This is a genomic window from Pseudomonas sp. Tun-23181, from assembly GCF_057415455.1.
Window position 1 is genome coordinate 2,132,828 of record NZ_CM171630.1, and the last position, 22,885, is coordinate 2,155,712.

The window sequence follows — 22,885 nt, forward strand, 5'->3', positions numbered from 1 at the left end:
GTTGCGGCCAACGGGTCTTATCGCTATAAGTCAGGGCACTTTTTCCGCAACAAGCCGTCTATGCAGACCATGAGCCTCAACCAGACACCCGATATCGCCTCCGTGTTCCAGCTCAAGGGCAGCATGCTTGCCATCACCGTGCTGGAACTCGCGCGCAACGACCTCGAAGCCCTCGACCTGCAACTGGCGGCGAAAGTGGCCCAGGCCCCCAATTTCTTCAGCAACACGCCGCTGGTGCTGGCCCTGGACAAGCTGCCGGCCGGCGAAGGGGCGATCGACCTGCCCGGGCTGATGCGCATCTGTCGCCATCACGGCCTGCGCACCCTGGCGATCCGCGCCAACCGCATCGAGGACATCGCCGCGGCGATCGCCATCGACCTGCCGGTGCTGCCGCCTTCCGGTGCCCGCGAGCGGCCGCTGGAGCCCGAACCCGAGGTGAAGAAGCCCGAGCCCGCGCCAGCCCCCCCGGCAGCGCCGGAACCCGAGGTGCGCCCCACGCGCATCATCACCTCGCCAGTGCGCGGCGGCCAGCAGATCTACGCCCAGGGCGGCGACCTGGTGGTGACCGCTTCGGTCAGCCCGGGTGCGGAACTTCTCGCCGATGGCAACATCCATGTGTACGGCGCCATGCGTGGCCGCGCCCTGGCCGGCATCAAGGGCAATACCCGGGCGCGTATCTTCTGCCAGCAGATGACTGCGGAACTGGTGTCCATCGCCGGCCAGTACAAGGTCTGCGAAGACCTGCGCCGCGACCCGTTGTGGGGGGCCGGCGTGCAGGTCAGCCTGTCTGGCGATGTGTTGAACATCACCCGTCTTTAACGGATACTGCCGCCATTTTTAGCGCAACTTTTTTGCTGTTGCCGTTTTTCGTATTTGCAGGGACTCGCGTCCCGTTTATTTAGGGGTGAAACACCTTGGCCAAGATTCTCGTGGTTACTTCCGGCAAGGGGGGCGTGGGCAAGACCACCACCAGCGCCGCTATCGGTACCGGCCTCGCACTGCGTGGCTACAAGACAGTCATCGTCGACTTCGACGTCGGCCTGCGTAACCTCGACCTGATCATGGGCTGCGAGCGCCGCGTGGTGTACGACTTCGTCAACGTCGTCAACGGCGAGGCCAACCTGCAGCAAGCCCTGATCAAGGACAAGCGCCTGGAGAACCTCTACGTCCTGGCCGCCAGCCAGACCCGCGACAAGGACGCGCTGACCCAGGAAGGCGTCGAGAAGGTCCTGATGGAACTGAAGGAAACCTTCGACTACGTGATTTGCGACTCCCCGGCAGGTATCGAGAAAGGCGCCCACCTGGCCATGTACTTCGCCGACGAAGCGATCGTCGTGACCAACCCGGAAGTTTCCTCGGTACGCGACTCCGACCGCATGCTGGGCATCCTCTCGAGCAAGTCGCGCCGCTCCGAGAACGGCGAGGAGCCGATCAAGGAACACCTGTTGATCACCCGTTACCACCCCGAGCGCGTCAGCAAGGGCGAGATGCTCAGCATCGCCGATGTCGAGGAGATCCTGGCCATCAAGCTCAAGGGCGTGATCCCCGAATCCCAGGCCGTACTCAAGGCCTCCAACCAGGGCATCCCGGTCATCCTGGATGACCAGAGCGATGCCGGCCAGGCGTATAGCGACACGGTCGACCGTCTGCTGGGTAAAGAGAAGCCACTGCGGTTCATCGATGTGCAGAAGCAAGGATTCTTCGCGCGCCTGTTTGGAGGCAAATAAACCATGAACCTTTTTGACTTCTTTCGTGGCAGACAGAAACAGAGCAGCGCGTCGGTAGCGAAAGAGCGTCTACAGATCATCGTGGCGCACGAGCGAGGCCAGCGCAGCGAGCCGGACTACCTGCCAGCCCTGCAAAAAGAACTGCTCGAAGTGATCCGCAAGTATGTGAACATCGGCAACGACGACGTGCACATCGAGCTGGAGAACCAGGGCAGTTGCTCGATCCTCGAGCTGAACATCACCCTGCCCGACCGCTGATCCAGCGCTTCCGGGCACACCGCGATCCCTGTGGGAGCGGCCTTGTGCCGCGAACGGGCCGGTACCGGCGCCATCCTCCACGGCGCCTACCGGCCCGTTCGTGGGCAAGCCCGCTCCCACAGTGCTTTAGAGAACCTGCGACAATGCCGCTGTCGAACATCCAGATCCTCCACGAGGACGCCGCCATCCTGGTGGTCAACAAGCCGACCCTGCTGCTGTCGGTGCCGGGCCGTGCCGAGGACAACAAGGACTGCCTGATCACCCGCCTGCAGGAGAACGGCTACCCCGACGCCCTGATCGTCCACCGCCTGGACTGGGAGACCTCCGGGATCATCCTGCTGGCCCGCGATGCCGACAGCCATCGCGAGCTGTCGCGCCAGTTCCACGACCGCGAGACCGAGAAAGCCTACACCGCCCTGTGCTGGGGGCAGCCGGCGCTGGACAGCGGCAGCATCGACCTGCCCCTGCGCTACGACCCGCCGACCAAGCCGCGCCATGTGGTGGATCACGAGCAGGGCAAGCATGCCCTGACCTTCTGGCGCATCCTCGAGCGCTGCGGCGACCATTGCCGGGTCGAGCTGACCCCGATCACCGGGCGCTCGCACCAGTTGCGCGTGCACATGCTGTCGATCGGGCACCCGTTGCTGGGCGACCGTCTGTATGCCAACCCCGAGGCCTTGGCGGCTCATGAGCGGCTGTGCCTGCATGCGAGCATGCTGGGCTTTACCCACCCGGTTTCCGGTGAACGATTGAAATTCGAGTGCCCGGCACCTTTTTAAGCTGCAAGAAAAAGCCAGAGCGGATCGCGTTGGTGCTTGCTCCGGTGGGCGCTCTTGCTTGAAGCTTGAGGCTTGCAGCTCGATTTGTTGGAGTGAGTTATGCGCGATTCCCTGAATGCCGGCCTGATCGATTTCCTCAAGGCCTCCCCCACGCCCTTCCATGCCACCGCGAGCCTCGCCCTGCGCCTGGAGGCCGCTGGTTACCAGCGCCTGGACGAGCGTGACAGCTGGGCCACGGTGCCCGGCGGGCGCTATTACGTGACCCGCAACGACTCCTCGATCATCGCCATCAAGCTCGGCAAGCATTCACCGTTGCTGGGTGGCATCCGCATGGTCGGCGCCCACACCGACAGCCCGTGCCTGCGGGTCAAGCCGCAACCCGAGCTGCAGCGCCAGGGTTTCCTGCAACTGGGCGTGGAAGTCTATGGGGGTGCGCTGCTGGCGCCTTGGTTCGACCGCGACCTGTCGCTGGCCGGGCGGGTCACCTTCCGCCGCGATGGCAAGGTCGAGAGCCAGTTGGTGGACTTCAAGCTGCCGATCGCGATCATTCCCAACCTGGCCATCCACCTCAACCGTACCGCCAACGAAGGCTGGGCGATCAACCCGCAGCACGAACTGCCGCCGATCCTCGCCCAGGTCGCCGGCGACGAGCGGGTCGATTTCCGCGCCCTGCTCACCGAGCAACTGGCCCGCGAACACCAGCTCAACGCCGATGTGGTGCTGGACTACGAGCTGAGCTTCTACGACACCCAGGACGCCGCACTGGTCGGCCTGAACGGCGACTTCATCGCCGGTGCCCGCCTGGACAACCTGCTGTCGTGCTACGCCGGCCTGCAGGCGCTGCTGGCCGCCGACAGCGACGAGACCTGCGTGCTGGTGTGCAACGACCATGAGGAGGTCGGCTCGTGCTCGGCCTGCGGCGCCGACGGCCCGATGCTCGAGCAGACCCTGCAGCGCCTGCTGCCTGACGGCGACGACTACGTACGCACCATCCAGCGCTCGCTGCTGGTCTCGGCCGACAACGCCCATGGCGTGCACCCCAACTACGCCGACAAGCACGACGGCAACCATGGGCCCAAGCTCAACGCCGGGCCGGTGATCAAGGTCAACACCAACCAGCGCTACGCCACCAACAGCGAGACCGCGGGCTTCTTCCGCCACCTGTGCATGGCCGAAGAGGTACCGGTGCAGAGCTTCGTGGTGCGCAGCGGCATGGGCTGCGGCTCGACCATCGGCCCGATCACCGCCAGCCACCTGGGCGTGCGCACGGTCGACATCGGCCTGCCGACCTTCGCCATGCACTCGATCCGCGAGCTGTGCGGCAGTCACGACCTGGCGCACCTGGTGAAGGTGCTGACGGCGTTCTACCGTAGCCGCGAGTTGCCCTGAAGCATCACGGTGCCTGGGCTGGCCTGCCCGCAAACAGGCCAGCCCAAGCCGCACAGCAGCCTCCTACCTGCCCTCGATCAATCCTCCCGGCAAGCCAAACCGCTATGCTTAGGACATGGCCCCCCATACAGAAGGATCCCTGTCCATGTCGCCGTTCCTTTCCCTGTTCCTGCCGGTCTTCGCTGGCCTGCTTCTGCTGACCATCGGCTTCAGCCTGCGCGAGCGCAACATCGGCGTGCTGATGATGTGGATCGGCACCCTCGGCATGATCGGCATCATGTGCTGGAAGATCCTCGAGAAACTGGCCTGAGAAACCTCTACACTCGGGCAATCGTTTGACCTGAGGTAGATTTCCCGGTGCCTGCCCTCCTGCGTTGCCTGACCCTGCTGCTGTTCCTGTTCATCGCCCCGGTGCAGGCCGCTGGCCTGCCCGGTCTGCTCGGCTCTAGCGCGCCAGCGCAGCCCGAAGCCACCGAGCCGCTGGGCAAGTCGCTGGACGAGGTGATCAAGACCCTGGAGAACGACCAGCAGCGGACCAAGCTGCTGAGCGACCTGAAGAAGCTGCGCGACGCCACCCGGCAATCGCAACCGCCCGCCGAACAGGGCGTGCTCGGGTTGATCGGCGGCGCCCTGCATGACCTGGAAAAACAGTTCAGCGGCGATGCCAGCCCATTCCGCCGCTGGTCCCTGGAGATCGACCAGGCCCAGTCGGAACTGACCGCGCTGGTGGTGCCGGTACACCAATGGCCGACGATCCTGTTCGGCTTCGCCGCGATCATCGCGGTGTGGAGCCTGCTGGCCTACCTGTTCAACTGGATCGGCCACCGGGTGCGCCTGCGCTTCGGCCTGACCGAGGAACTGCCGCAACACCCGCGCACCTGGGACCTGGTGCGCTTCGCCCTGCGCAAGCTCGGGCCATGGCTGGTGGCCCTGGTGTTCACCGTGTACTTGAGCTTCGCCCTGCCGCCGTCACTCGGCAAGTCGCTGGCCATGGTCCTGGCCTATGCCCTGGTGGTCGGCACCTGCTTCTCGGCGATCTGCGTGATCGCCTTCTCCCTGCTGGACGGCCCGCACCGCCACCGTGCCTTGTACATCCTGCGCCGCCAGGCGTTCCGCCCCTTGTGGCTGATCGGTAGCTTCGCCGCCTTCGGCGAGGCGATGAGCGACCCGCGCATGACTACCGCGCTGGGCAGCCACCTGGCACATTCCCTGGCGACCCTGGCCAACGTCCTGGCGGCGCTGTGCACCGGGCTGTTCATCCTGCGCTTCCGCCGGCCGATCGCCCACCTGATCCGCAACCAGCCCCTGTCCCGGCGCCTGACCCGTCGCACCCTCAGCGATACCATCGAGATCCTCGGCAGCTTCTGGTTCGTGCCGGCGCTGATCCTGGTGGCCATCTCGCTGTTCGCCACCTTCGTCTCCGCCGGCGACACCAGCACGGCCCTGCGCCAGTCGCTGATGTGCACGGTGCTGGTGGTGGTGTGCATGGTGCTCAACGGCCTGGTGCGCCGCCAGGCCAACAATCCCAAGCGGGCCAGCCGGCGCCAGGCAGTATATGCCGAGCGCCTGCGCAACTTCGGTTATGCCCTGGTGCACCTGTTCATCTGGCTGGTGTTCATCGAGCTGGGCCTGCGGGTCTGGGGCCTGTCGATGATCGACTTCGCCGAGGGCGAGGGGCATGAGGTCAGCCTGCGCCTGTTGGGCCTGGCCGGTACGCTGATCGTCGCCTGGCTGGTGTGGATCCTCGCCGACACCGCCGTGCACCATGCCCTGGTGCGGTCGCGCCGGGGCATGGCCAATGCCCGGGCGCAAACGATGATGCCGCTGATCCGCAACGTGATGTTCGTGGCCATTTTCATCATCGCGGTGATCGTCGCCCTGGCCAACATGGGCATGAACGTCACGCCCCTGCTCGCCGGTGCCGGCGTCATCGGCCTGGCCATCGGCTTCGGTGCGCAGTCGCTGGTGGCCGACCTGATCACCGGCCTGTTCATCATCATCGAAGACTCCCTGGCCATCGACGACTACGTGGACGTCGGCGGCCACCTGGGTACCGTCGAAGGCCTGACCATCCGCACCGTGCGCCTGCGAGACATCGACGGCATCGTGCACACCATTCCGTTCAGCGAGATCAAGAGCATCAAGAACTACTCGCGGGAGTTCGGCTACGCCATCTTCCGCGTGGCCATCCCCCACAGCATGAACATCGACCAGGCCATCACGCTGATTCGCGACGTGGGGCAGAAACTGCGCAACGACCCGCTGATGCGCCGCAACATCTGGTCGCCGCTGGAGCTGCAGGGGGTGGAGAGCTTCGAGTCAGGGTCGGCGATCCTGCGGGCGCGGTTCAAGACCGCACCGATCAAGCAGTGGGAAGTGTCGCGGGCGTTCAACCTGGCGCTCAAGCGGCAGTTGGACGAGGCCGGGCTGGACCTGGCGACGCCGCGCTTGTCGGTGCAGGTGGTGACGGCCGGCGGCGGCGCAATGAGCGAGGCCGCAGGTGCTGGCAGCTAGGGCCGCTTCGCCCCCTCGCCGGCAAGGCAGTTCCCTACCCCGCCTGCGCCCGGATGCGGATCGCATCATGTCGCCAATACTCCAGGTCGCAATCGATCAGGTGCCCATGCTGGTCACTGTTGACCCGGGTGATATGCAACCCCGGGCTGCCGACCGACACTTTCAAGGCACTGGCCGCCGCCACCGGCAGGGCCGTCGGCAGGATCTCGAAGCACACCTGGCCATAGGCGATGCCGTACGCCCGGCCATAGATCTCGGTCAGCGACTGGCTCAGGTCCTGTTCAAGAATCCCGGGGAAGTAGCGCGGGTCGAGATAGTGCTCGGCATACAGCACCGCCCGCCCATCGATGCGCCGCAGCCGGCAGATGCGCACCACGCTGGACAACGCTGGCAGGCGCAATCGCGCGCAGATGGCCGCCGAAGCCGGCTGCAGGCGCGCTGACAACAGCTCGGTGCTCGGCACCCGCCCCTGGTCGCGGACCATGGCGTGGAAGTGGCTGCGTTCGATCAGGTCGTAGGTCAGCCGCTGCGGGGCGACGAACCAGCCCCGCCGCTCCTCGCGATAGATCAGGCCCTGGGCCTCCAGTTGCACCAACGCCTCACGCAGGGTGATGCGGGTGGTGTCGAACACCTCGCTGAGCTTGCGTTCGGCCGGCAGCTTGCCGCCTGGCGCCAGCAGGCCGTGTTCGATCTGCTCCTGCAAGGCATGGCAGATGGCTGTTACCGCGCGCGGTGGCGTCGACTGCATCGATGGTTACCTATCTGGACTAGTCCAGCCCCAGAACAGGGCAGTTGGAGAATAGTGCAAGCCTAGGCACGGCCGATGAACATCCTGTGACAAAGGCATCCCCAAGCCCCTTGCCAGAACCGAACCAGGCCTTGGGAATCAAGGCCTTCGATCTGGTCTACGCTGTAGTTCCAAGGTCGCTGGCATACCGGGCCAGCGAGGCGCTTACATCAAACTGTCACGCAACGGGCCTACCTTGGCTCAAGGTTTGCTGACCTAGACCAAAGGTTCGCACGCAAGGTTTTCTCCCTGACGACTGCAAGGCCCCCACCAAAGGAGCTTCGGATGAAAAAGTTCTTCATGGCGTCACTGCTCGGCTCGGCCATCGCCCTGTGCACCTCGGCCATGGCCGCCGATACCGACCTCAAGGCCCTGGAAGAGGCCGCCCGCAAGGAAGGCGCGGTCAACAGCGTGGGCATGCCGGATGCCTGGGCCAACTGGAAAGACACCTGGGCAGACCTGGCCAGCAAGTACGGCCTCAAGCACAGCGACACCGACATGAGTTCGGCCCAGGAAATCGCCAAGTTCGAGGCCGAGAAGGACAACGCCAGCGCCGACATCGGTGACGTCGGCGCCGCCTTCGGCCCGATCGCCGTCGCCAAGGGCGTGACCCAGCCGTACAAGCCGAGCACCTGGGACCAGGTCCCAGCCTGGGCCAAGGACAAGGATGGCCATTGGGCCCTGGCCTATACCGGCACCATCGCCTTCATCATCAACAAAGACCTGGTCAAGGAAGACGAACGCCCGAAAACCTGGCACGACCTGGAAAAAGGCAAGTACAAGGTCGCCATCGGTGACGTCGGCACCGCCGCCCAGGCCGCCAATGGCGTGCTGGCCGCCGCCATCGCCTACAAGGGCGACGAAAGCAACATCGCCCCTGGCCTGCAGCTGTTCACCAAGCTGGCCCAGCAGAAGCGCCTGTCGCTGGCCAACCCGACCATCCAGACCCTGGAGAAGGGCGAGGTGGAGGTTGGCGTGGTGTGGGACTTCAACGGCCTGAGCTATCGTGAACAGATAGATCCCAAGCGCTTCGAGGTGCTGATCCCGTCCGACGGCTCGGTGATTTCCGGCTACACCACGCTCATCAACAAGTACGCCAAGCACCCCAACGCCGCCAAGCTGGCGCGCGAGTACATCTTCAGCGATGCCGGGCAGACCAACCTGGCCATCGGCCACGCCCGCCCGATCCGCGCCGAGCACCTGAAGCTGCCGGCCGAGGTACAGGCCAAGCTGCTGCCCAACGACCAGTACGCCGCCGCCCAGCCGATCAAGAACGCCGAGGCCTGGGAAGCGACCTCGAAGAAACTGCCGCAGATGTGGCAGGAGCAAGTGATCATCGAGATGGAATGAGGCGGCTGCAAGCTGCAAGCGGCAAGTAAAAGCGGGCCGTGCATAGACCCGCTTCTTCCTGCCGCTTGAAGACCGCAGCTTCAAGCCGTGCGAAAAAAGCGGCCCATCGCACGCCCTGCTTTTACTTGCCGCTTGTAGCTTGCCGCTGAACGGAGCCCCCCATGCAACACAACGTCATCCTGGTCCTGCTCGACGGCCTCAACCACCAGGTGGCCCACCATGCCATGGGCCACCTGCATGCCTACGTCGAGGCCGACCGCGCCGCCCTGTACCGCCTGGAGTGCGAACTGCCGGCACTGTCCCGGCCGTTGTACGAATGCATCCTCACCGGTGTCGCACCGATCGACAGCGGCATCGTGCACAACAACATCAACCGCCTGTCCACCCAACGCAGCGTGTTCCACTATGCCCGCGAAGCCGGGCTGGGTACCGCGGCGGCGGCTTACCACTGGATCAGCGAGCTGTACAACCGCTCGCCGTTCGACCCGCTGCGCGACCGCCACACCCACGCGCCGAAGCTGCCGATCCAGCACGGCCTGTTCTACTACGCCGACCACTACCCCGACTCGCACCTGCTGGCCGACGCCGAGTACCTGCGCCGCCGCCATGCCCCGAACTTCCTGCTGGTGCACCCGATGAACATCGACGACGCCGGCCATCGCCATGGGTTGGACAGCGCCCAGTACCGCAATGCCGCGCGCACGGCCGACATCCTCCTGGCCGACTACCTGCCACGCTGGCTGGAAGAGGGCTACCAGGTGCTGGTCACCGCCGACCACGGCATGAACAACGATCGCTCGCACAACGGCCTGCTGGCCGAGGAACGGGAGGTGCCGCTGTTCGTCTTCGGCGACGCATTCAGCCTTGACCCGGCTGCCAAGCCCCTGCAGACCGAGCTGTGCGGCACCCTCTGCGAACTGCTCGGAGCCCCCCACGACAAATCGCTGTGCCGGGAGCTGCTCAAGTGAATGCCCGCCCTCGAGGCCGCTACCTCGCCCTGCTCTGCCTGTTGCCGTTCGCCGTGTTCTTCGTGATCTTCCAGATCGCCCCGCTGGGCTGGGTCGCCCTCCATAGCCTGCAAGGCGAAAGCGGCTGGGGGTTGGACAACTTCAGCCGGATCTTCGCCTCGAAGTTCTACCTGCAGGCGCTGCAACGCAGCCTGGAAATCAGCTTCTGGTCGAGCCTGTTCGGCATCGTGATCGCCACCCTGGGCGCCTACTCCCTGCGCCAGGTCGACTCGAAGCTGCGCGACTTCGTCAGCGCCTTCGCCAACATGACCAGCAACTTCTCCGGGGTGCCGCTGGCCTTCGCCTTCATCATCCTGCTGGGCTTCAACGGTGCCCTGACCCTGCTGCTCAAGCAGGTCGGCCTGCTGGAGGACTTCAGCATCTACTCCAAGAGCGGGCTGATCCTGGTCTACACCTACTTCCAGATCCCGCTGGGCGTGCTGCTGCTCTACCCGGCCTTCGACGCCCTGCGCGAAGACTGGCGCGAATCCGCCGCGCTGCTCGGTGCCAGCCACTGGCAGTACTGGCGACACATCGGCCTGCCGGTGCTGACCCCGGCGCTGCTGGGCACCTTCGTCATCCTCCTGGCCAATGCCCTGGGCGCCTACGCCACGGTCTACGCCCTGACCACCGGCAATTTCAACGTGCTGCCGATCCGCATCGCCGCCCTGGTGGCCGGCGACATCACCCTCGACCCGAACCTGGCCAGCGCCCTGGCCATGGTGCTGGTGGGGCTGATGACCCTGGTCACGGTGGTCCACCAATGGCTGCTGAGAAGGAGCTACCATGCGCGCTGAACCCCGCGGCAGCCTCTACCACCGGATGGTGGTGTACCTGCTGTTTCTCATCCTGCTGCTGCCGCTGGCCGGCACCCTGCTCTACTCCCTGGCCACCAGTTGGTCGGCGAGCCTGCTGCCCAGCGGCCTGACCTTCAAGTGGTACCTGGCGCTGTGGAGCGAACCGCGCTTCCTCGCCGCCTTCGGCCAGTCACTGCTGGTGTGCGTCGCGGCCCTGGTGCTGTCGGTGCTGTTGATCCTGCCGCTGCTGTTCGTGGTGCACTACCACTTCCCGCGCCTGGATGCACTGATGAACATCCTCATCCTGCTGCCCTTCGCGGTACCGCCGGTGGTGTCCTCGGTGGGCCTGCTGCAGTTGTATGGCAGCGGCCCGATGGCCATGGTCGGCACGCCGTGGATCCTCATCGGCTGCTACTTCACCATCGCCCTGCCGTTCATGTACCGGGCCATCACCAACAACCTCCAGGCGATCAACCTGCGCGACCTGATGGACGCCGCCCAGTTGCTCGGCGCCAGCACCTGGCAGGCGGCATTGCTGGTGGTGCTGCCGAATCTGCGCAAGGGCCTGATGGTGGCGCTGCTGCTGTCGTTCTCGTTCCTGTTCGGCGAATTCGTCTTCGCCAACCTGCTGGTGGGTACCCGCTACGAGACCTTGCAGGTGTACCTGAACAACATGCGCAACAGCAGCGGCCACTTCAACAGCGCGCTGGTAATATCCTACTTCGCCTTCGTGCTGGCGCTGACCTGGGTCGCCAACCGCCTGAACAAGGACAAATCGCAACGATGAGCTTCGTCAGCATCCGCAAACTGCACAAGCGCTATGCCGGCAACCCGGTGTTCCACGACATCGACTGCCAGATCGAGCGCGGCGAATTCGTCACCCTGCTCGGCCCCTCCGGCTGCGGCAAGTCCACCCTGCTGCGCTGCATTGCCGGGCTCACCCCGGTGGACAGCGGCCAGATCCTCCTCGATGGCCACGACCTGGTGCCACTCAGCCCGCAGAAGCGTGGAGTCGGCATGGTGTTCCAGAGCTATGCGCTGTTCCCCAACATGACCGTGGAACAGAACGTCGCCTTCGGCCTGCGCATGCAGAAGATCAAGGCCGGCGAAAGCCAGGCGCGGGTACGCGAGGCCCTGGAGCTGGTGGAGCTGGGCAGTTTCGCCGAACGCTACCCGCATCAGTTGTCGGGCGGCCAGTGCCAGCGCGTGGCCCTGGCCCGTTCGCTGGTGACCCGGCCGCGCCTGCTGCTGCTCGACGAGCCGTTGTCGGCCCTGGATGCGCGCATCCGCAAGCACCTGCGCGAACAGATCCGCGCCATCCAGCGCGAGCTGGGGTTGACCACCATCTTCGTTACCCACGACCAGGAAGAAGCGCTGACGATGTCCGACCGCATCTTCCTGATGAACCAAGGGCGCATCGTCCAGAGCGGCGATGCCGAGACGCTCTACACCGCACCTGTGGACCTGTTCGCCGCAGGCTTCATCGGCAACTACAACCTGCTCGACCCCGACAGTGCCAGCCGCCTGCTGCAACGCCCGGTGGCCAGCCGCCTGGCGATCCGCCCGGAGGCCATCAGCCTGGGTGCGGGCGGCGAGCTGCAAGGCTACGTACGCAGCCACAGCCTGCTGGGCAACGTGATCCGCTACCGGGTCGAGGTTCGTGGCGTGGAACTGGTGGTGGACGTGCTCAATCGCTCGTCCGCCGACCTGCATGCCGACGGGCAGCAGGTAGGCTTGTCGATCGACCCCACGGCGCTACGAGAAGTGGCCTAGGAGACTAACGCAATGGCATTGGCAATTTTCGATCTGGACGAAACTCTCATCCACGGCGACTGTGCATCGCTGTGGAGCGAGCAGATGGCCCGCCTGGGCTGGGTCGATGGCAAGGAATTCCTGCGCCGCGACCATGAGCTGATGGAGGCCTACGGCAAGGGCCACCTGCAGATGGAGGACTACATGGCGTTCAGCCTGGAGCCGATCGCCGGGCGCACCCTGGAAGAGGTGGAGCACCTGGTCGAGCCCTGGGTCGAGGACGTGATCGAGCCGATCATCTATGGCGATGCCTGCCGCTGCATCGCCGAGCACCGCCGCTTGGGTGACCGCATCCTGATCATCTCCGCCTCCGGCACCCACCTGGTCGGCCCTATCGCCGCGCGGCTCGGGGTCGAGGAGTACCTGGCCATCGAGCTGGAAGCGGTCAATGGCGTATACACCGGCAAGACCCACGGCGTGCTGACCTACCGCGAGGGCAAGATCACCCGCTTGCTGGAGTGGCTGGACCAGGAGCAGGAGAACCTGGAAGGAGCGAGTTTCTATTCCGACTCGCGCAATGACCTGCCGTTGCTGCTGAGGGTGGACCACCCCCACGTGGTGAACCCGGACCCAGTGCTGCGCGAGCATGCCCAGATCAATGGCTGGCCGATCCTGAGCTGGAGCTGAGGCTCCATTCGCGGCGGGCCGGAGCGCTGGACCGCCGCGAATGGAACGGCGCTGGCTAGACGAGGGTCTCGTCGATCACCAGCACCAGCTTGCCCGATACCTGGTTGCTGGCCAGTTCGGCAAATGCCGCCTCGGCGAGGGCCGCCGGGTAGCTGTCCACCAACTGCGGCTTGAGCCGCCCTTCGGCGAACAGCGGCCACACCTGCTGGCCGAGGTCGCGCAGCAACTCCGCCTTGAACGCATCGTCGCGGTTACGCAGGGTCGAACCGGTCACCTGCAAGCGCTTGCCCAGCACCAGCGCCAGGTCCAGCTCGACCTTGCGCCCGCCCATCAGGCCAATGATCACCCAACGCCCGTCACGCGCCAGCAGCTTGAGGTTGAGCGGCCCGTAGCTGGCGCCCACCGGGTCGAGGATCACGTCGAACGGGGCAAGGCCCTCCAGGTCGTCGAGGTTCTCGTTGCGCACCACGCCACCGCTCGCCCCCAGGCCCTGGCAGTAGGCCAGGCGGTCCCGGGAGCCGACGCTGACCCACACCGGATTGCCGAACGCCTTGCACAGCTGGATCGCCGCCGAGCCAACGCCGCTGGCTCCGGCATGCACCAGCACCTTCTCGCCGGCCTTCAGCCCGCCGAGCTGGAAGATATTCAGCCAGGCCGTGGCATAGACCTCGGGAATCCCCGCCGCCTCGTGCAGGCTCAGGCCTTCGGGCACTGGCAACACATGGCGGGCATCCACCACCACTTCCTCGGCCATGCCACCCCCGGCCAGCAGCGCACAGACCCGATCGCCCACACGCCAGTCGGCACCGGCGCCGACCTCTTCGATCACCCCGGCACACTCCAGGCCCAGGTAAGGGCTGGCACCCGGCGGCGGCGGGTACAGGCCCGCGCGCTGGAGCAGGTCGGCGCGGTTGAGTCCCGCGGCCGCCACCCGAATGCGTACCTGGCCCGCATCACAGATCGGGCGCTCGACCTCGCCCCACACCACATGTCCGTCAACGCCTTGCAATGCCTTCACAGTGCCTCCATAGTTGAGTCATGACTGAGCCTGGGATCGCCATGTCCCAGGCTTTTTGCAGTATGCGTCCGGCTCCTGTGGAACCGGCGAACGGAAAAGACGGCCTACTATGCGTGATCAATTGCCTTTACGTCGAATCAGCATGAAGCATTTCCTGCCCAGCACGGCCCTGGCCCTCATGATCGGCCTCGGCAGCCTGACGCTCGGCGGCAATGCGGCGGCCGCCAACAAATGGGACAGCCTGCAGCCCGACCGTGACGAGATCGTCGCCAGCCTCAACGTGGTCGAACTGCTCAAGCGCCACCACTACAGCAAGCCCCCCCTGGACGACGCCCGTTCGATCATCATCTACGACAGCTACATCAAGCTGCTCGACCCGTCGCGCAGTTATTTCACCGCAGCCGACATCGCCCAGTTCGACAAATGGAAGACCCAGTTCGACGACTTCCTCAAAAGTGGCAACCTCGACCCCGGCTTCACCATCTACAAACGCTACCTGGACCGGGTGAAGTCGCGCCTGGAGTTCGCCCTGGCCGAACTGGGCAAGGGCGTCGACAAGATGGACTTCAGCGTCCGTGAAACCTTGCTGGTCGACCGCAAGGACGCCCCCTGGATGAAGAACGAGGCCGAGCTCGACGACCTGTGGCGCAAGCGCGTGAAGGACGAGGTGCTGCGCCAGAAGCTGGCCGGCAAGGAACCCAAGCAGATCCAGGAAACCCTGACCAAGCGCTACAAGAACCAGCTGTCGCGCCTGGACCAGACCCGCGCCGAGGACATCTTCCAGGCCTACATCAATACTTTCGCCCAGTCCTACGACCCGCACACCAACTACCTGTCGCCAGACAACGCCGAGAACTTCGACATCAACATGAGCCTGTCGCTCGAAGGCATCGGTGCGGTGCTGCAAAGCGACAACGACCAGGTCAAGATCGTTCGCCTGGTGCCGGCCGGCCCCGCGGCCAAGACCAAGCAGGTGGCCCCGGCCGACAAGATCATCGGCGTGGCCCAGGGCGACAAGGAGATGGTCGATGTGGTCGGCTGGCGCCTGGACGAAGTGGTCAAGCTGATCCGTGGCCCGAAAGGCTCGGTGGTGCGCCTGGAGATCATCCCGGCCAGCAATGCGCCCAACGACCAGACCACCAAGGTGGTGTCGATCACCCGCGAGGCGGTCAAGCTCGAGGAGCAGGCGGCGAAGAAGTCGGTGCTCAAGCTCAAGCAGGACGGTCGTGACTACAAGCTGGGGATCATCGAGATCCCGGCCTTCTACCTGGACTTCAAGGCCTACCGTGCCGGTGATCCAGAGTACAAGAGCACCACCCGCGACGTGAAGAAGCTGCTCACCGAGCTGAACAAGGAAAAGGTCGACGGCGTGGTCATCGACCTGCGCAACAACGGCGGCGGCTCCCTGCAGGAGGCCACCGAGCTGACCAGCCTGTTCATCGACAAGGGCCCCACCGTGCTGGTGCGCAACAGCGATGGCCGCGTCGACGTGCTCGAGGACGAGAACACCGGCGCCTTCTACAAAGGCCCGCTGGCGCTGCTGGTCAACCGCCTCTCGGCCTCGGCCTCGGAGATCTTCGCCGGCGCCATGCAGGACTACCACCGCGCCCTGATCATCGGTGGCCAGACCTTCGGCAAGGGCACCGTGCAGACCATCCAGCCGCTCAACCATGGCGAACTCAAGCTGACCCTGGCCAAGTTCTACCGTGTCTCCGGGCAGAGCACCCAGCACCAGGGCGTGCTGCCGGACATCGACTACCCGTCGATCATCGACACCAAGGAAATCGGCGAGAGCGCCCTGCCCGAGGCCATGCCGTGGGACACCATCCGCCCGGTGGTACGCCCGGCGGTGGACCCGTTCAAGCCGTTCCTGGCCGAGCTCAAGGCACGGCATGATGCGCGCAGCGCCAAGGATCCGGAGTTCGCCTACATCCGCGACCGCCTGGCCCTGACCCAGAAGCTGATGAACGAGAAGACCGTCAGCCTCAACGAACAGGAGCGCCGCGCCCGCCACGATGCGATCGAAGCCAAGCAGCTGGCGCTGGAGAACACCCGGCGCAAGGCCAAGGGCGAGGAGCCGCTCAAGGAGCTGAAGAAGGAAGACGAGGATGCCCTGCTGGCCGAGGAGGAAAACACCAAGCCGGAGGACGACGCCTACCTGTCCGAGACGGGCCGCATCCTGCTCGACTACCTGAGCCTGAACGCCCAGGTGGCCAAGCACTGAATGCGGGTCGACAGCGCGAGGGCGGAATGATCCGGCCTCGCGGTATCGGCAAACAAGAAGGGCCGGACGTGCGAACGTCCGGCCCTTTTTCTGGGTGCCCGCATCACGCCTCTTCGGGATAGCTGTACTCGAATACCCGAACCACTTCCGAGGCGTGCCAGGAGGCCGCCTCCATGCCGTCGACCGGTCCGGAGAAGCGCCCCAGACGCTCGACGCATTCGAAGAACCCCGTACGCGGCAACCGGCTGGCGCCCTGGCTGATCACCAGCGAACTGCGCAGCGGCTGGTCGGCCCGGGCGTCGAGCACCGCCAGGTACTCCAGGGCAGCGGTCAGGGTCTGCATGGCCGGGCTGGGCAACTGCAGGCGCTCTAGCAGCGCGCGGTAGGTGAGCAGGTGGCGTTGACGGCGGGCCAGATCAAGCTCGCTCAGCAGGCTCTCCCAATGCTGGCGGCTGATCCTGACCTGGCTCATGACGGCTCGCTCCAGCCGGCAACGCCCAGGTGCCACGCCAGGCTGCGCAGGATCGCGGCATCTGGCTGGCGCTCGCCGGCCTCGATCATGGCCAGGTAGGCTGGGCTGATACCGACATTGCGCGCCAGTTGTTCCGGCGCCAGCCCCTTGGCCTGACGCAAGTGCGCCAGCTCGGCCAGGGAGGGCCTGCTGGTGCCTTGGCTGCTGCCGTCGACCGCCGCTGCCGCCTCGCTCTCCCCAGCATCGGCAGGCGCCTGTCCTGCGGCCTTGAGCAGTGCCTGGTACTGCTCCCAGGGAACGACGGCGTACTCGGGCTGACCGTCCCGGCTGATGACCTGAATACCCATTACCACCCCCTTACGTAGGATTACAGCATGTAATCCGTAGGCATAATCCTTATGCCAATTATATTACCAAGCTCGGGAGTCTGTGCAGTTCAAGCCAATTTCAGGGCGCACGCCGCTCCAGACGCAGGGCTTCGGGGGTATCCGGCAGGCGCTCGACCACCCGCAGCCGGTCGGGCGCCTGGCTGTCGCGCCAGGCCTTGAAGCGCGCCAGCTCGTCGGCCACGGTCTTCAGTACCCAGCCCAGCACGGCGATGTCGTCGAGCAGGCCGACGCCCAGCAGCCAGTCGGGAATGGCATCGAGGGGGCTGACGAAATACAGCAGCCCCGCCACCACGGTCAACAGGGCCTTGGGGCTGATGGCACGGTACTCGCCGCGCCACCAGGCCAGGCACAACGCCTGCAACAGGCGCACATCCTCGCGTAACTGGCCAAGCCGCGGGCCCTTGCGCGCCACGGCGAACAGCAAGGCTGGCAGCCGGCCACGGCTGAGCAGGCGCTCGGCCAGGGGCAGGAAGCGGGCGAAATTCCAGGGTGCGCTCATGGGGCCTCCAGATCGGCAGGAAGGTTATCCACATTTATTGTGGATAACCTTGTGAACAGGGTGCAGTTTCCGCCGCGAGGTGCCCATCGGGCAAGGGCCTCGCTCAGATCGGCCGTTTTTTACACAGTCGTTTCAGATCCGCAAACGATTTGCGTCAGAAACGTCCGAAGCACTCGCGTGAAAAGTCTACGCTGTTGTTCGGACAGTACAGGCCCCGTGAGGTTCGCGGGCGAGTCGGGCGCAGAAACGACGACGCCCCGTCAAAACGGGGCGTCGTGGCTGGAGCCAGGCTCAGTTGGCCGGTTCTTCGGCCTGCGGTGCCTCGCCTTCCGGATTGCTCGGATCCTTGATGCCAAGCAACTCCAGGTCGAACACCAGCACCGAGTTGGCCGGGATCAACGGGCTCGGGCTCTGCGCGCCGTAGGCCAGGTCGGCCGGGATGTACAGCTTGTACTTCTCGCCGACGTGCATCAGTTGCAGGCCTTCGACCCAACCCGGGATGACGCCACTGACCGGCAGGTCGATCGGGCTGCCACGCTCGACGGAGCTGTCGAACACCTTGCCGTCGATCAGCTTGCCTTCGTAGTGGACGGTGACCACGTCGGTAGGCTTGGGCTGCGGGCCGTCGGCCTTCTTCACCACTTCGTACTGCAGGCCCGAGGCGGTGGTGACCACGCCTGGCTTCTTGCCGTTTTCCTCGAGGAACTTCTTGCCAGCGGCAGCGGCTTCCTCGCTGGCCTTGGCCAGGCGCTCCTCGGCGCGCTTCTGCAGGGCGGTGAAGGCTTCGACCAGCTCTTCGTCCTTGATGCGCTGCTCCTTCTTGCCGACCGCGTCCTCGATGCCGAGGGCCACCGCTTTCGAATCAAGGTCTTCCATGCCTTCCTGAGCCAGGCTCTTGCCCATGTTCAGGCCGATACCGTAGGAGGCTTTCTGTGCCGGAGTCTTCAGCTCGACGCTGCTGGTCTGTGCGTCGCAGCCCGCCAGGACCAGGCCAACCAAGGCAACCGCAGCCGCCAAACGATGCTGTTTCATGCTATTTCCTTGTTCATGCGCCATGAGGGCAATCAGGGTAAAGCCGCGAGCTTATCAGGCTGCCACGACCAATGGCTACCGGCATAGGAACGGCCTGCGGGCGAGAAGTTCAGCGGATGAAGGCTTGTTCATCCGGCGGTGCCAGCGACGTGTTCAGGGATAGTGCCCGTCCCTGTACTGCGCCGCGACCTCCCGCAGCACTTCGCATACCCACTGCGCCGGCAGGCTCTGCGCCAAGGCGGCGTTACGACAGATCCCCACCGAACCGCCAGGCTCGCGCACGCCCAGGTCGAGTTCGGCCAGCTCGCCGCGCCCGAGATCGATCAGGACGGCGTCACGGGGCGCCACCCAGACCGCATCGCTACCCAACAGGTAGCGCCGGCTCAAGGCCAGGGACAAGGTTTCCAGGCGTTGCGCCGGCAGTTGTATCCCGCACTGCACGAACAGGCTGTCGGCATGCTGGCGAATGGTGGTGCCCGTCGGCGGCAAGACCAGCGGGTAGTCACCGACCCGGGCGCGCTCCACGGGCTGGCGCGCCAGCAAGGGGTGCCCTGGCCGTACCACCAAGGTCATCGATTCGCTGTACAGGTGCTCGAACGACAGCCCCTGAATCTGCGGGCTGTCGGTCATGCGCCCGACCACCAGTTCCAGCTCGCCCAGGCGCAACTGCCCGAGCAACTGGGCGCTGGCACCGGTCACCACGCCGACCACCAGGGCCTCGTGCCGCTGGTGCAGGCGACACAGCACCTCGGGCATCAGCAGGCTCTCGACCGTCGACAACACGCCGATGCGCACCTGCGACGGCACCCGGGCCTCGCCGCGCAGGGTGCTCACACCATCGCGCAGGGCTTGCACGCTGGGCCCGGCATAGCGCATGAAGCGCACCCCCGCCGGGGTCAGCTCGACCCCTTGGCGGGAACGCTCGAACAGCCGCGTCTCGAGCAGGTCCTCGAGCTCCTTGAGGGTCTTGGAAATCGCCGGTTGGCTGATCGCCAGCATGTCGGCCGCCCTGGCCAGGCTGCCCTGCCGGGCAATCTCCAGGAAACACAGCAGGTGGCGATACTTGATACGGGTATCGAGGTTCATGCCCGGCAGCTTGCAGCGTCGCACCGTACGCTGCAAGAGCAGGCTGAATCGTTCAGACCGCCAACTCCACCGCCTCGCCCTTCAAACGCACCGGCCACACGCGCAGCGCCTGGGCCGGGTCCTCCAGGCAGCGCCCGCTTTCCAGGCTGAAATGCTGCTTGTACAAGGGCGCGGCGACCACCAGTTCGCCCTGCAGGCTGCCCACCAGCCCACGGCCGATGACATTGGCCCCCGAACGCGGGTCACGGTTGTCGATGGCGTACAGCGGCTGCGCCTGCCCCGGCAGGTAGAACAGCGCCACCTGGGCGCCCTCGTGCCAGACCACCACGCCGGAATCGGCGACCAGGTCCTGGACATGGCAGACCGCCTGCCAGTTGGGTTGTTGGACGACAGCGGCATTGGACAGGTTCATCAGACAGCCTCCTCGATGGTGGGGATCAGGTGCAGGGGGGCAACGGGCCGGCGCTGCTCGCGCTCGCGGACGAAATGCACGTCCGGGTCGGCGCGCCGGTCGTTGACGAAGGTACGGAAACGCTTGAGTTTCTCGGGGTCTTTCAGGGCGTTGGCCCACTCGCATTCGTACTGGTCGACCACATGCTGCATCTGCGCCTCCAGTTCGGCGGCCAGGCCCAGGCTGTCGTCGAGGATCACCGCCTTGAGGTAATCCAGGCCGCCCTCCAGGCTCTCGCGCCAGACCGAGGTACGCTGCAGCTTGTCGGCGGTGCGGATGTAGAACATCAGCACCCGGTCGATCAGGCGCACCAGGGTTTCGTCATCGAGGTCGGTGGCGAACAGTTCGGCATGCCGTGGACGCATGCCGCCGTTGCCGCACACGTACAGGTTCCAGCCCTTGTCGGTGGCGATCACACCGATGTCCTTGCTCTGCGCCTCGGCGCATTCGCGGGTGCAGCCGGACACGGCGAACTTGAGCTTGTGCGGCGAGCGCAGGCCCTTGTAGCGCTCTTCCAGGCGCAGGGCCATGCCGACGCTGTCCTGCACGCCATAGCGGCACCAGGTGCTGCCGACGCAGGACTTGACCGTGCGGGTCGACTTGCCATAGGCGTGCCCGGTCTCGAAACCGGCCTCGATCAGCTCGCCCCAGATCAGCGGCAGCTCGTGCAACTGGGCGCCGAACAGGTCGATGCGCTGGCCGCCGGTGATCTTGGTGTAGAGGTCGTATTTCTTCGCCACCTGGCCGATCACGATCAGCTTGTCGGGGGTGATCTCGCCGCCAGGAATACGCGGCACCACCGAGTAGGTACCGTTCTTCTGCATGTTGGCCATGAAGGTGTCGTTGGTGTCCTGCAACGGCACCAGGGCCGGGTCCATGATCGGCTGGTTCCAGCACGAGGCGAGGATCGAACCCACCGCCGGCTTGCAGATGTCGCAGCCGACATGGCCCTCGCCATGGCGCGCGAGCAGTTCGTCGAAGGTTCGGATGCCCTCGACCCGCACCAGTGCATAGAGCTCCTGGCGGGTATGGGCGAAGTGCTCGCACAGGCGCTTGTCGACGGCGATGCCACGGGCTCCCAGCTCGTGCTCGAAGACCTGCTTGAGCAGCGCCGCACAGCCGCCGCAGCCAGTGGCGGCCTTGGTGCAGCCCTTGACCGCCGCCAGGTCGGTGCAGCCACTGTCGATGGCCGCGCAGACCGCTCCCTTGCTGACGTTGTGGCAGGAGCAGAGCGTCGCGCTGTCGGGTAGCGCATCGGCGCCCAGCGCCGGTGCGCCACCCCCTTGCGGCAGGATCAGGGCCGCTGGGTCAACCGGCAGGGCGATGCCGTTCTGCACGTACTGCAGCAGGGTGTCGTAGTAGCTGTTGTCGCCCACCAGCACCGCACCGAGCACGCGCTTGCCGCTGGCGTCCACCACCAGGCGCCGGTAGGCGGCATTGGCCTCGTCGATGAAGCGGTAGCTGCGCGCGCCCGGCGTGGCGCCATGGGCGTCGCCGATGGAGCCGACGTCGACACCCAGCAGCTTGAGCTTGGTCGACATATCGGCCCCGGCGAAGGCCTCGGCAGGTTCGCCGAGCAAGCGCGCGGCGAGGTTGCGGGCCATGGCGTAGCCCGGCGCTACCAGGCCGAACACGCTGCCGTTCCACGAGGCGCATTCGCCGATGGCGAAGATCCGCGGGTCGCTGGTGCGGCATTCGCCGTCGATCACCACACCGCCGCGCGGGGCGATCTCCAGGCCACAGGCGCGGCCCAGGGCATCCTGGGGCCGGATACCGGCGGAGAACACGATCAGGTCGGTCTCCAGGGACTCGCCACCGTCGAAGTTCATGCGGTAGCGATAGTCTTCCCCGGCGGTGATCGACTGGGTGGCCCGGGCCAGGTGCACGCCCACGCCCAGCGCCTCGATGCGTGCACGCAGCGCGGCACCGCCCTCGCCGTCCAGTTGCACCGGCATCAGCCGTGGGGCGAACTCCACCACATGGGCTTCCAGGCCCAGGGACTTGAGCGCGTTGGCGGCCTCCAGGCCGAGCAAGCCGCCGCCCACCACCACGCCGCGACGGGCCTCGCCGGCGGCGGCGCGGATGGCATCGAGGTCGTCCAGGGTCCGGTAGACCAGGCGCGCGGCACCGCTGGAGCCCTCGATCGAGGGCACGAAGGGATAGGAGCCAGTCGCCAGGACCAGCACGTCGTAACCGTAGCGCCCCTCGGCGGTGACCAGCTCGCGGCGCTCGCGGTCGATCTCCAGGACCGCCTCGCCCAGGTGCAGGTGCACGCCATGGCGGTCGTGGTACCCCGCCTCGCACAGGGCCAGGGCCTGGGCGTCGCTGCCATTGAAGTATGCCGACAGGTGTACCCGGTCGTAGGCGTGCTGGCGCTCCTCGCCGAACACCCGCAGTTCGAAGTGCGCCAAGGCACCGCGCTCGACCAGTTGCGCCATGCAGTGATGGCCGACCATGCCGTTGCCAACGATGACCAATCGTTGCCGTTGTCCGCCGTTCTCTGTTGCCTTCATCGCCGATCCTCGCTCACGGTTCGCGGGGCTACCCGCGCTCAAGACGAAAAAAAACGCCTGGAGCCGAAGCTCCAGGCGCCTTTGCCTGTACTCATCAGTGTGAGGCCCCTGCGGGTCGCCGTTGACCGGCGGGGCGTGTTGTAACCTTCTCAAA

23 protein-coding genes are annotated in these 22,885 nt (G+C 65.6%); 14 read left to right on the top strand and 9 right to left on the bottom strand.

The features are described 5' to 3' along the window. Positions 1–60 precede the first annotated feature (60 nt). The 7 genes from minC to ACDI39_RS10315 all read left to right on the top strand — a co-directional run bounded on the left by minC (position 61) and on the right by ACDI39_RS10315 (position 6,667). The gene (gene minC / locus ACDI39_RS10285) at positions 61–819 is read left to right on the top strand and encodes a septum site-determining protein MinC (RefSeq protein ID WP_225788254.1); all 759 of its coding nucleotides are present in this window, start codon (positions 61–63) and stop codon (positions 817–819) included. A gap of 95 nt (positions 820–914) precedes the next feature. Then, positions 915–1,727: a septum site-determining protein MinD gene (minD, locus tag ACDI39_RS10290; RefSeq protein WP_225788255.1), complete on the top strand. Its 813-nt coding sequence runs from the start codon at positions 915–917 to the stop codon at positions 1,725–1,727. Between the two features lie 3 nt (positions 1,728–1,730). Beyond that, positions 1,731–1,985, top strand: coding sequence for a cell division topological specificity factor MinE (minE, locus tag ACDI39_RS10295; protein WP_021782476.1), 255 nt, complete (start codon positions 1,731–1,733; stop codon positions 1,983–1,985). 143 nt (positions 1,986–2,128) lie between these two features. Beyond that, positions 2,129–2,764, top strand: a complete 636-nt coding sequence (locus tag ACDI39_RS10300) for an RluA family pseudouridine synthase (protein ID WP_225788256.1) — start codon at positions 2,129–2,131, stop codon at positions 2,762–2,764. A 99-nt stretch (positions 2,765–2,863) separates the two neighbouring features. Further along, complete coding sequence (locus ACDI39_RS10305; RefSeq protein WP_486538584.1) at positions 2,864–4,153, top strand: M18 family aminopeptidase; 1,290 nt, start codon at positions 2,864–2,866, stop codon at positions 4,151–4,153. Positions 4,154–4,298: 145 nt separating this feature from the next. Continuing rightward, complete coding sequence (locus tag ACDI39_RS10310; protein WP_225788258.1) at positions 4,299–4,463, top strand: hypothetical protein; 165 nt, start codon at positions 4,299–4,301, stop codon at positions 4,461–4,463. 47 nt (positions 4,464–4,510) lie between these two features. Further along, positions 4,511–6,667, top strand: coding sequence for a mechanosensitive ion channel family protein (locus tag ACDI39_RS10315; protein ID WP_225788259.1), 2,157 nt, complete (start codon positions 4,511–4,513; stop codon positions 6,665–6,667). Between the two features lie 34 nt (positions 6,668–6,701). Here the strand turns inward: ACDI39_RS10315 and ACDI39_RS10320 are convergent, their stop codons facing one another. Then, positions 6,702–7,415: a UTRA domain-containing protein gene (locus ACDI39_RS10320; protein ID WP_225788260.1), complete on the bottom strand. Its 714-nt coding sequence runs from the start codon at positions 7,413–7,415 to the stop codon at positions 6,702–6,704. Between the two features lie 324 nt (positions 7,416–7,739). On the opposite strand from ACDI39_RS10320, the gene ACDI39_RS10325 reads away from it, so the two are divergent. From ACDI39_RS10325 to ACDI39_RS10350, 6 genes are all read left to right on the top strand, one after another. Next, positions 7,740–8,804: an ABC transporter substrate-binding protein gene (locus ACDI39_RS10325; RefSeq protein WP_225788261.1), complete on the top strand. Its 1,065-nt coding sequence runs from the start codon at positions 7,740–7,742 to the stop codon at positions 8,802–8,804. Between the two features lie 161 nt (positions 8,805–8,965). Next, complete coding sequence (locus ACDI39_RS10330; RefSeq protein WP_225788262.1) at positions 8,966–9,772, top strand: alkaline phosphatase family protein; 807 nt, start codon at positions 8,966–8,968, stop codon at positions 9,770–9,772. After that, complete coding sequence (locus ACDI39_RS10335) at positions 9,769–10,608, top strand: ABC transporter permease (protein ID WP_225788263.1); 840 nt, start codon at positions 9,769–9,771, stop codon at positions 10,606–10,608. Before ACDI39_RS10330 ends, ACDI39_RS10335 begins: the two co-directional genes overlap by 4 nt. Then, positions 10,598–11,395, top strand: coding sequence for an ABC transporter permease (locus ACDI39_RS10340; protein ID WP_225788264.1), 798 nt, complete (start codon positions 10,598–10,600; stop codon positions 11,393–11,395). The genes ACDI39_RS10335 and ACDI39_RS10340 overlap by 11 nt, the downstream gene beginning before the upstream one ends. Next, positions 11,392–12,381, top strand: a complete 990-nt coding sequence (locus ACDI39_RS10345; protein ID WP_225788265.1) for an ABC transporter ATP-binding protein — start codon at positions 11,392–11,394, stop codon at positions 12,379–12,381. The genes ACDI39_RS10340 and ACDI39_RS10345 overlap by 4 nt, the downstream gene beginning before the upstream one ends. A 12-nt stretch (positions 12,382–12,393) precedes the next feature. Continuing rightward, positions 12,394–13,047 (top strand): HAD family hydrolase, encoded by a 654-nt coding sequence (locus tag ACDI39_RS10350; protein WP_225788266.1) that lies wholly within the window; start codon positions 12,394–12,396, stop codon positions 13,045–13,047. A 55-nt stretch (positions 13,048–13,102) separates the two neighbouring features. Here ACDI39_RS10350 and ACDI39_RS10355 read toward each other — a convergent pair whose 3' ends face one another. Further along, on the bottom strand, positions 13,103–14,065 hold the full coding sequence (locus tag ACDI39_RS10355) for an NAD(P)H-quinone oxidoreductase (protein WP_225788267.1): 963 nt from the start codon (positions 14,063–14,065) through the stop codon (positions 13,103–13,105). Between the two features lie 142 nt (positions 14,066–14,207). Here ACDI39_RS10355 and ACDI39_RS10360 point away from each other — a divergent pair, with 142 nt between their 5' ends. Beyond that, on the top strand, positions 14,208–16,289 hold the full coding sequence (locus ACDI39_RS10360) for a carboxy terminal-processing peptidase (protein WP_225788268.1): 2,082 nt from the start codon (positions 14,208–14,210) through the stop codon (positions 16,287–16,289). Positions 16,290–16,392: 103 nt separating this feature from the next. On the opposite strand, the gene ACDI39_RS10365 is transcribed toward ACDI39_RS10360, so the two are convergent. From ACDI39_RS10365 to nirB, 7 genes are all read right to left on the bottom strand, one after another. After that, positions 16,393–16,761 carry a hypothetical protein gene (locus ACDI39_RS10365; protein ID WP_225788269.1) on the bottom strand — a complete coding sequence of 123 codons (369 nt, stop codon included), beginning with the start codon at positions 16,759–16,761 and terminating at the stop codon, positions 16,393–16,395. Continuing rightward, a complete protein-coding gene (locus ACDI39_RS10370) occupies positions 16,758–17,108 on the bottom strand; it encodes a helix-turn-helix domain-containing protein (RefSeq protein ID WP_225788270.1) in 351 nt (116 codons plus the stop codon). The genes ACDI39_RS10365 and ACDI39_RS10370 overlap by 4 nt, the downstream gene beginning before the upstream one ends. 100 nt (positions 17,109–17,208) lie before the next feature. After that, a complete protein-coding gene (locus tag ACDI39_RS10375) occupies positions 17,209–17,649 on the bottom strand; it encodes a YkvA family protein (protein ID WP_225788271.1) in 441 nt (146 codons plus the stop codon). A gap of 291 nt (positions 17,650–17,940) precedes the next feature. Further along, positions 17,941–18,681, bottom strand: coding sequence for a BamJ family beta-barrel-assembly machinery protein (bamJ, locus tag ACDI39_RS10380; RefSeq protein ID WP_225788272.1), 741 nt, complete (start codon positions 18,679–18,681; stop codon positions 17,941–17,943). A gap of 153 nt (positions 18,682–18,834) precedes the next feature. After that, a complete protein-coding gene (gene pcaQ, locus ACDI39_RS10385; RefSeq protein ID WP_253081100.1) occupies positions 18,835–19,767 on the bottom strand; it encodes a pca operon transcription factor PcaQ in 933 nt (310 codons plus the stop codon). Between the two features lie 52 nt (positions 19,768–19,819). Continuing rightward, complete coding sequence (gene nirD, locus ACDI39_RS10390) at positions 19,820–20,179, bottom strand: nitrite reductase small subunit NirD (RefSeq protein ID WP_253081101.1); 360 nt, start codon at positions 20,177–20,179, stop codon at positions 19,820–19,822. Beyond that, on the bottom strand, positions 20,179–22,731 hold the full coding sequence (nirB, locus tag ACDI39_RS10395) for a nitrite reductase large subunit NirB (protein ID WP_368815444.1): 2,553 nt from the start codon (positions 22,729–22,731) through the stop codon (positions 20,179–20,181). Before nirB ends, nirD begins: the two co-directional genes overlap by 1 nt. Between the last annotated feature and the right edge of the window lie 154 nt (positions 22,732–22,885).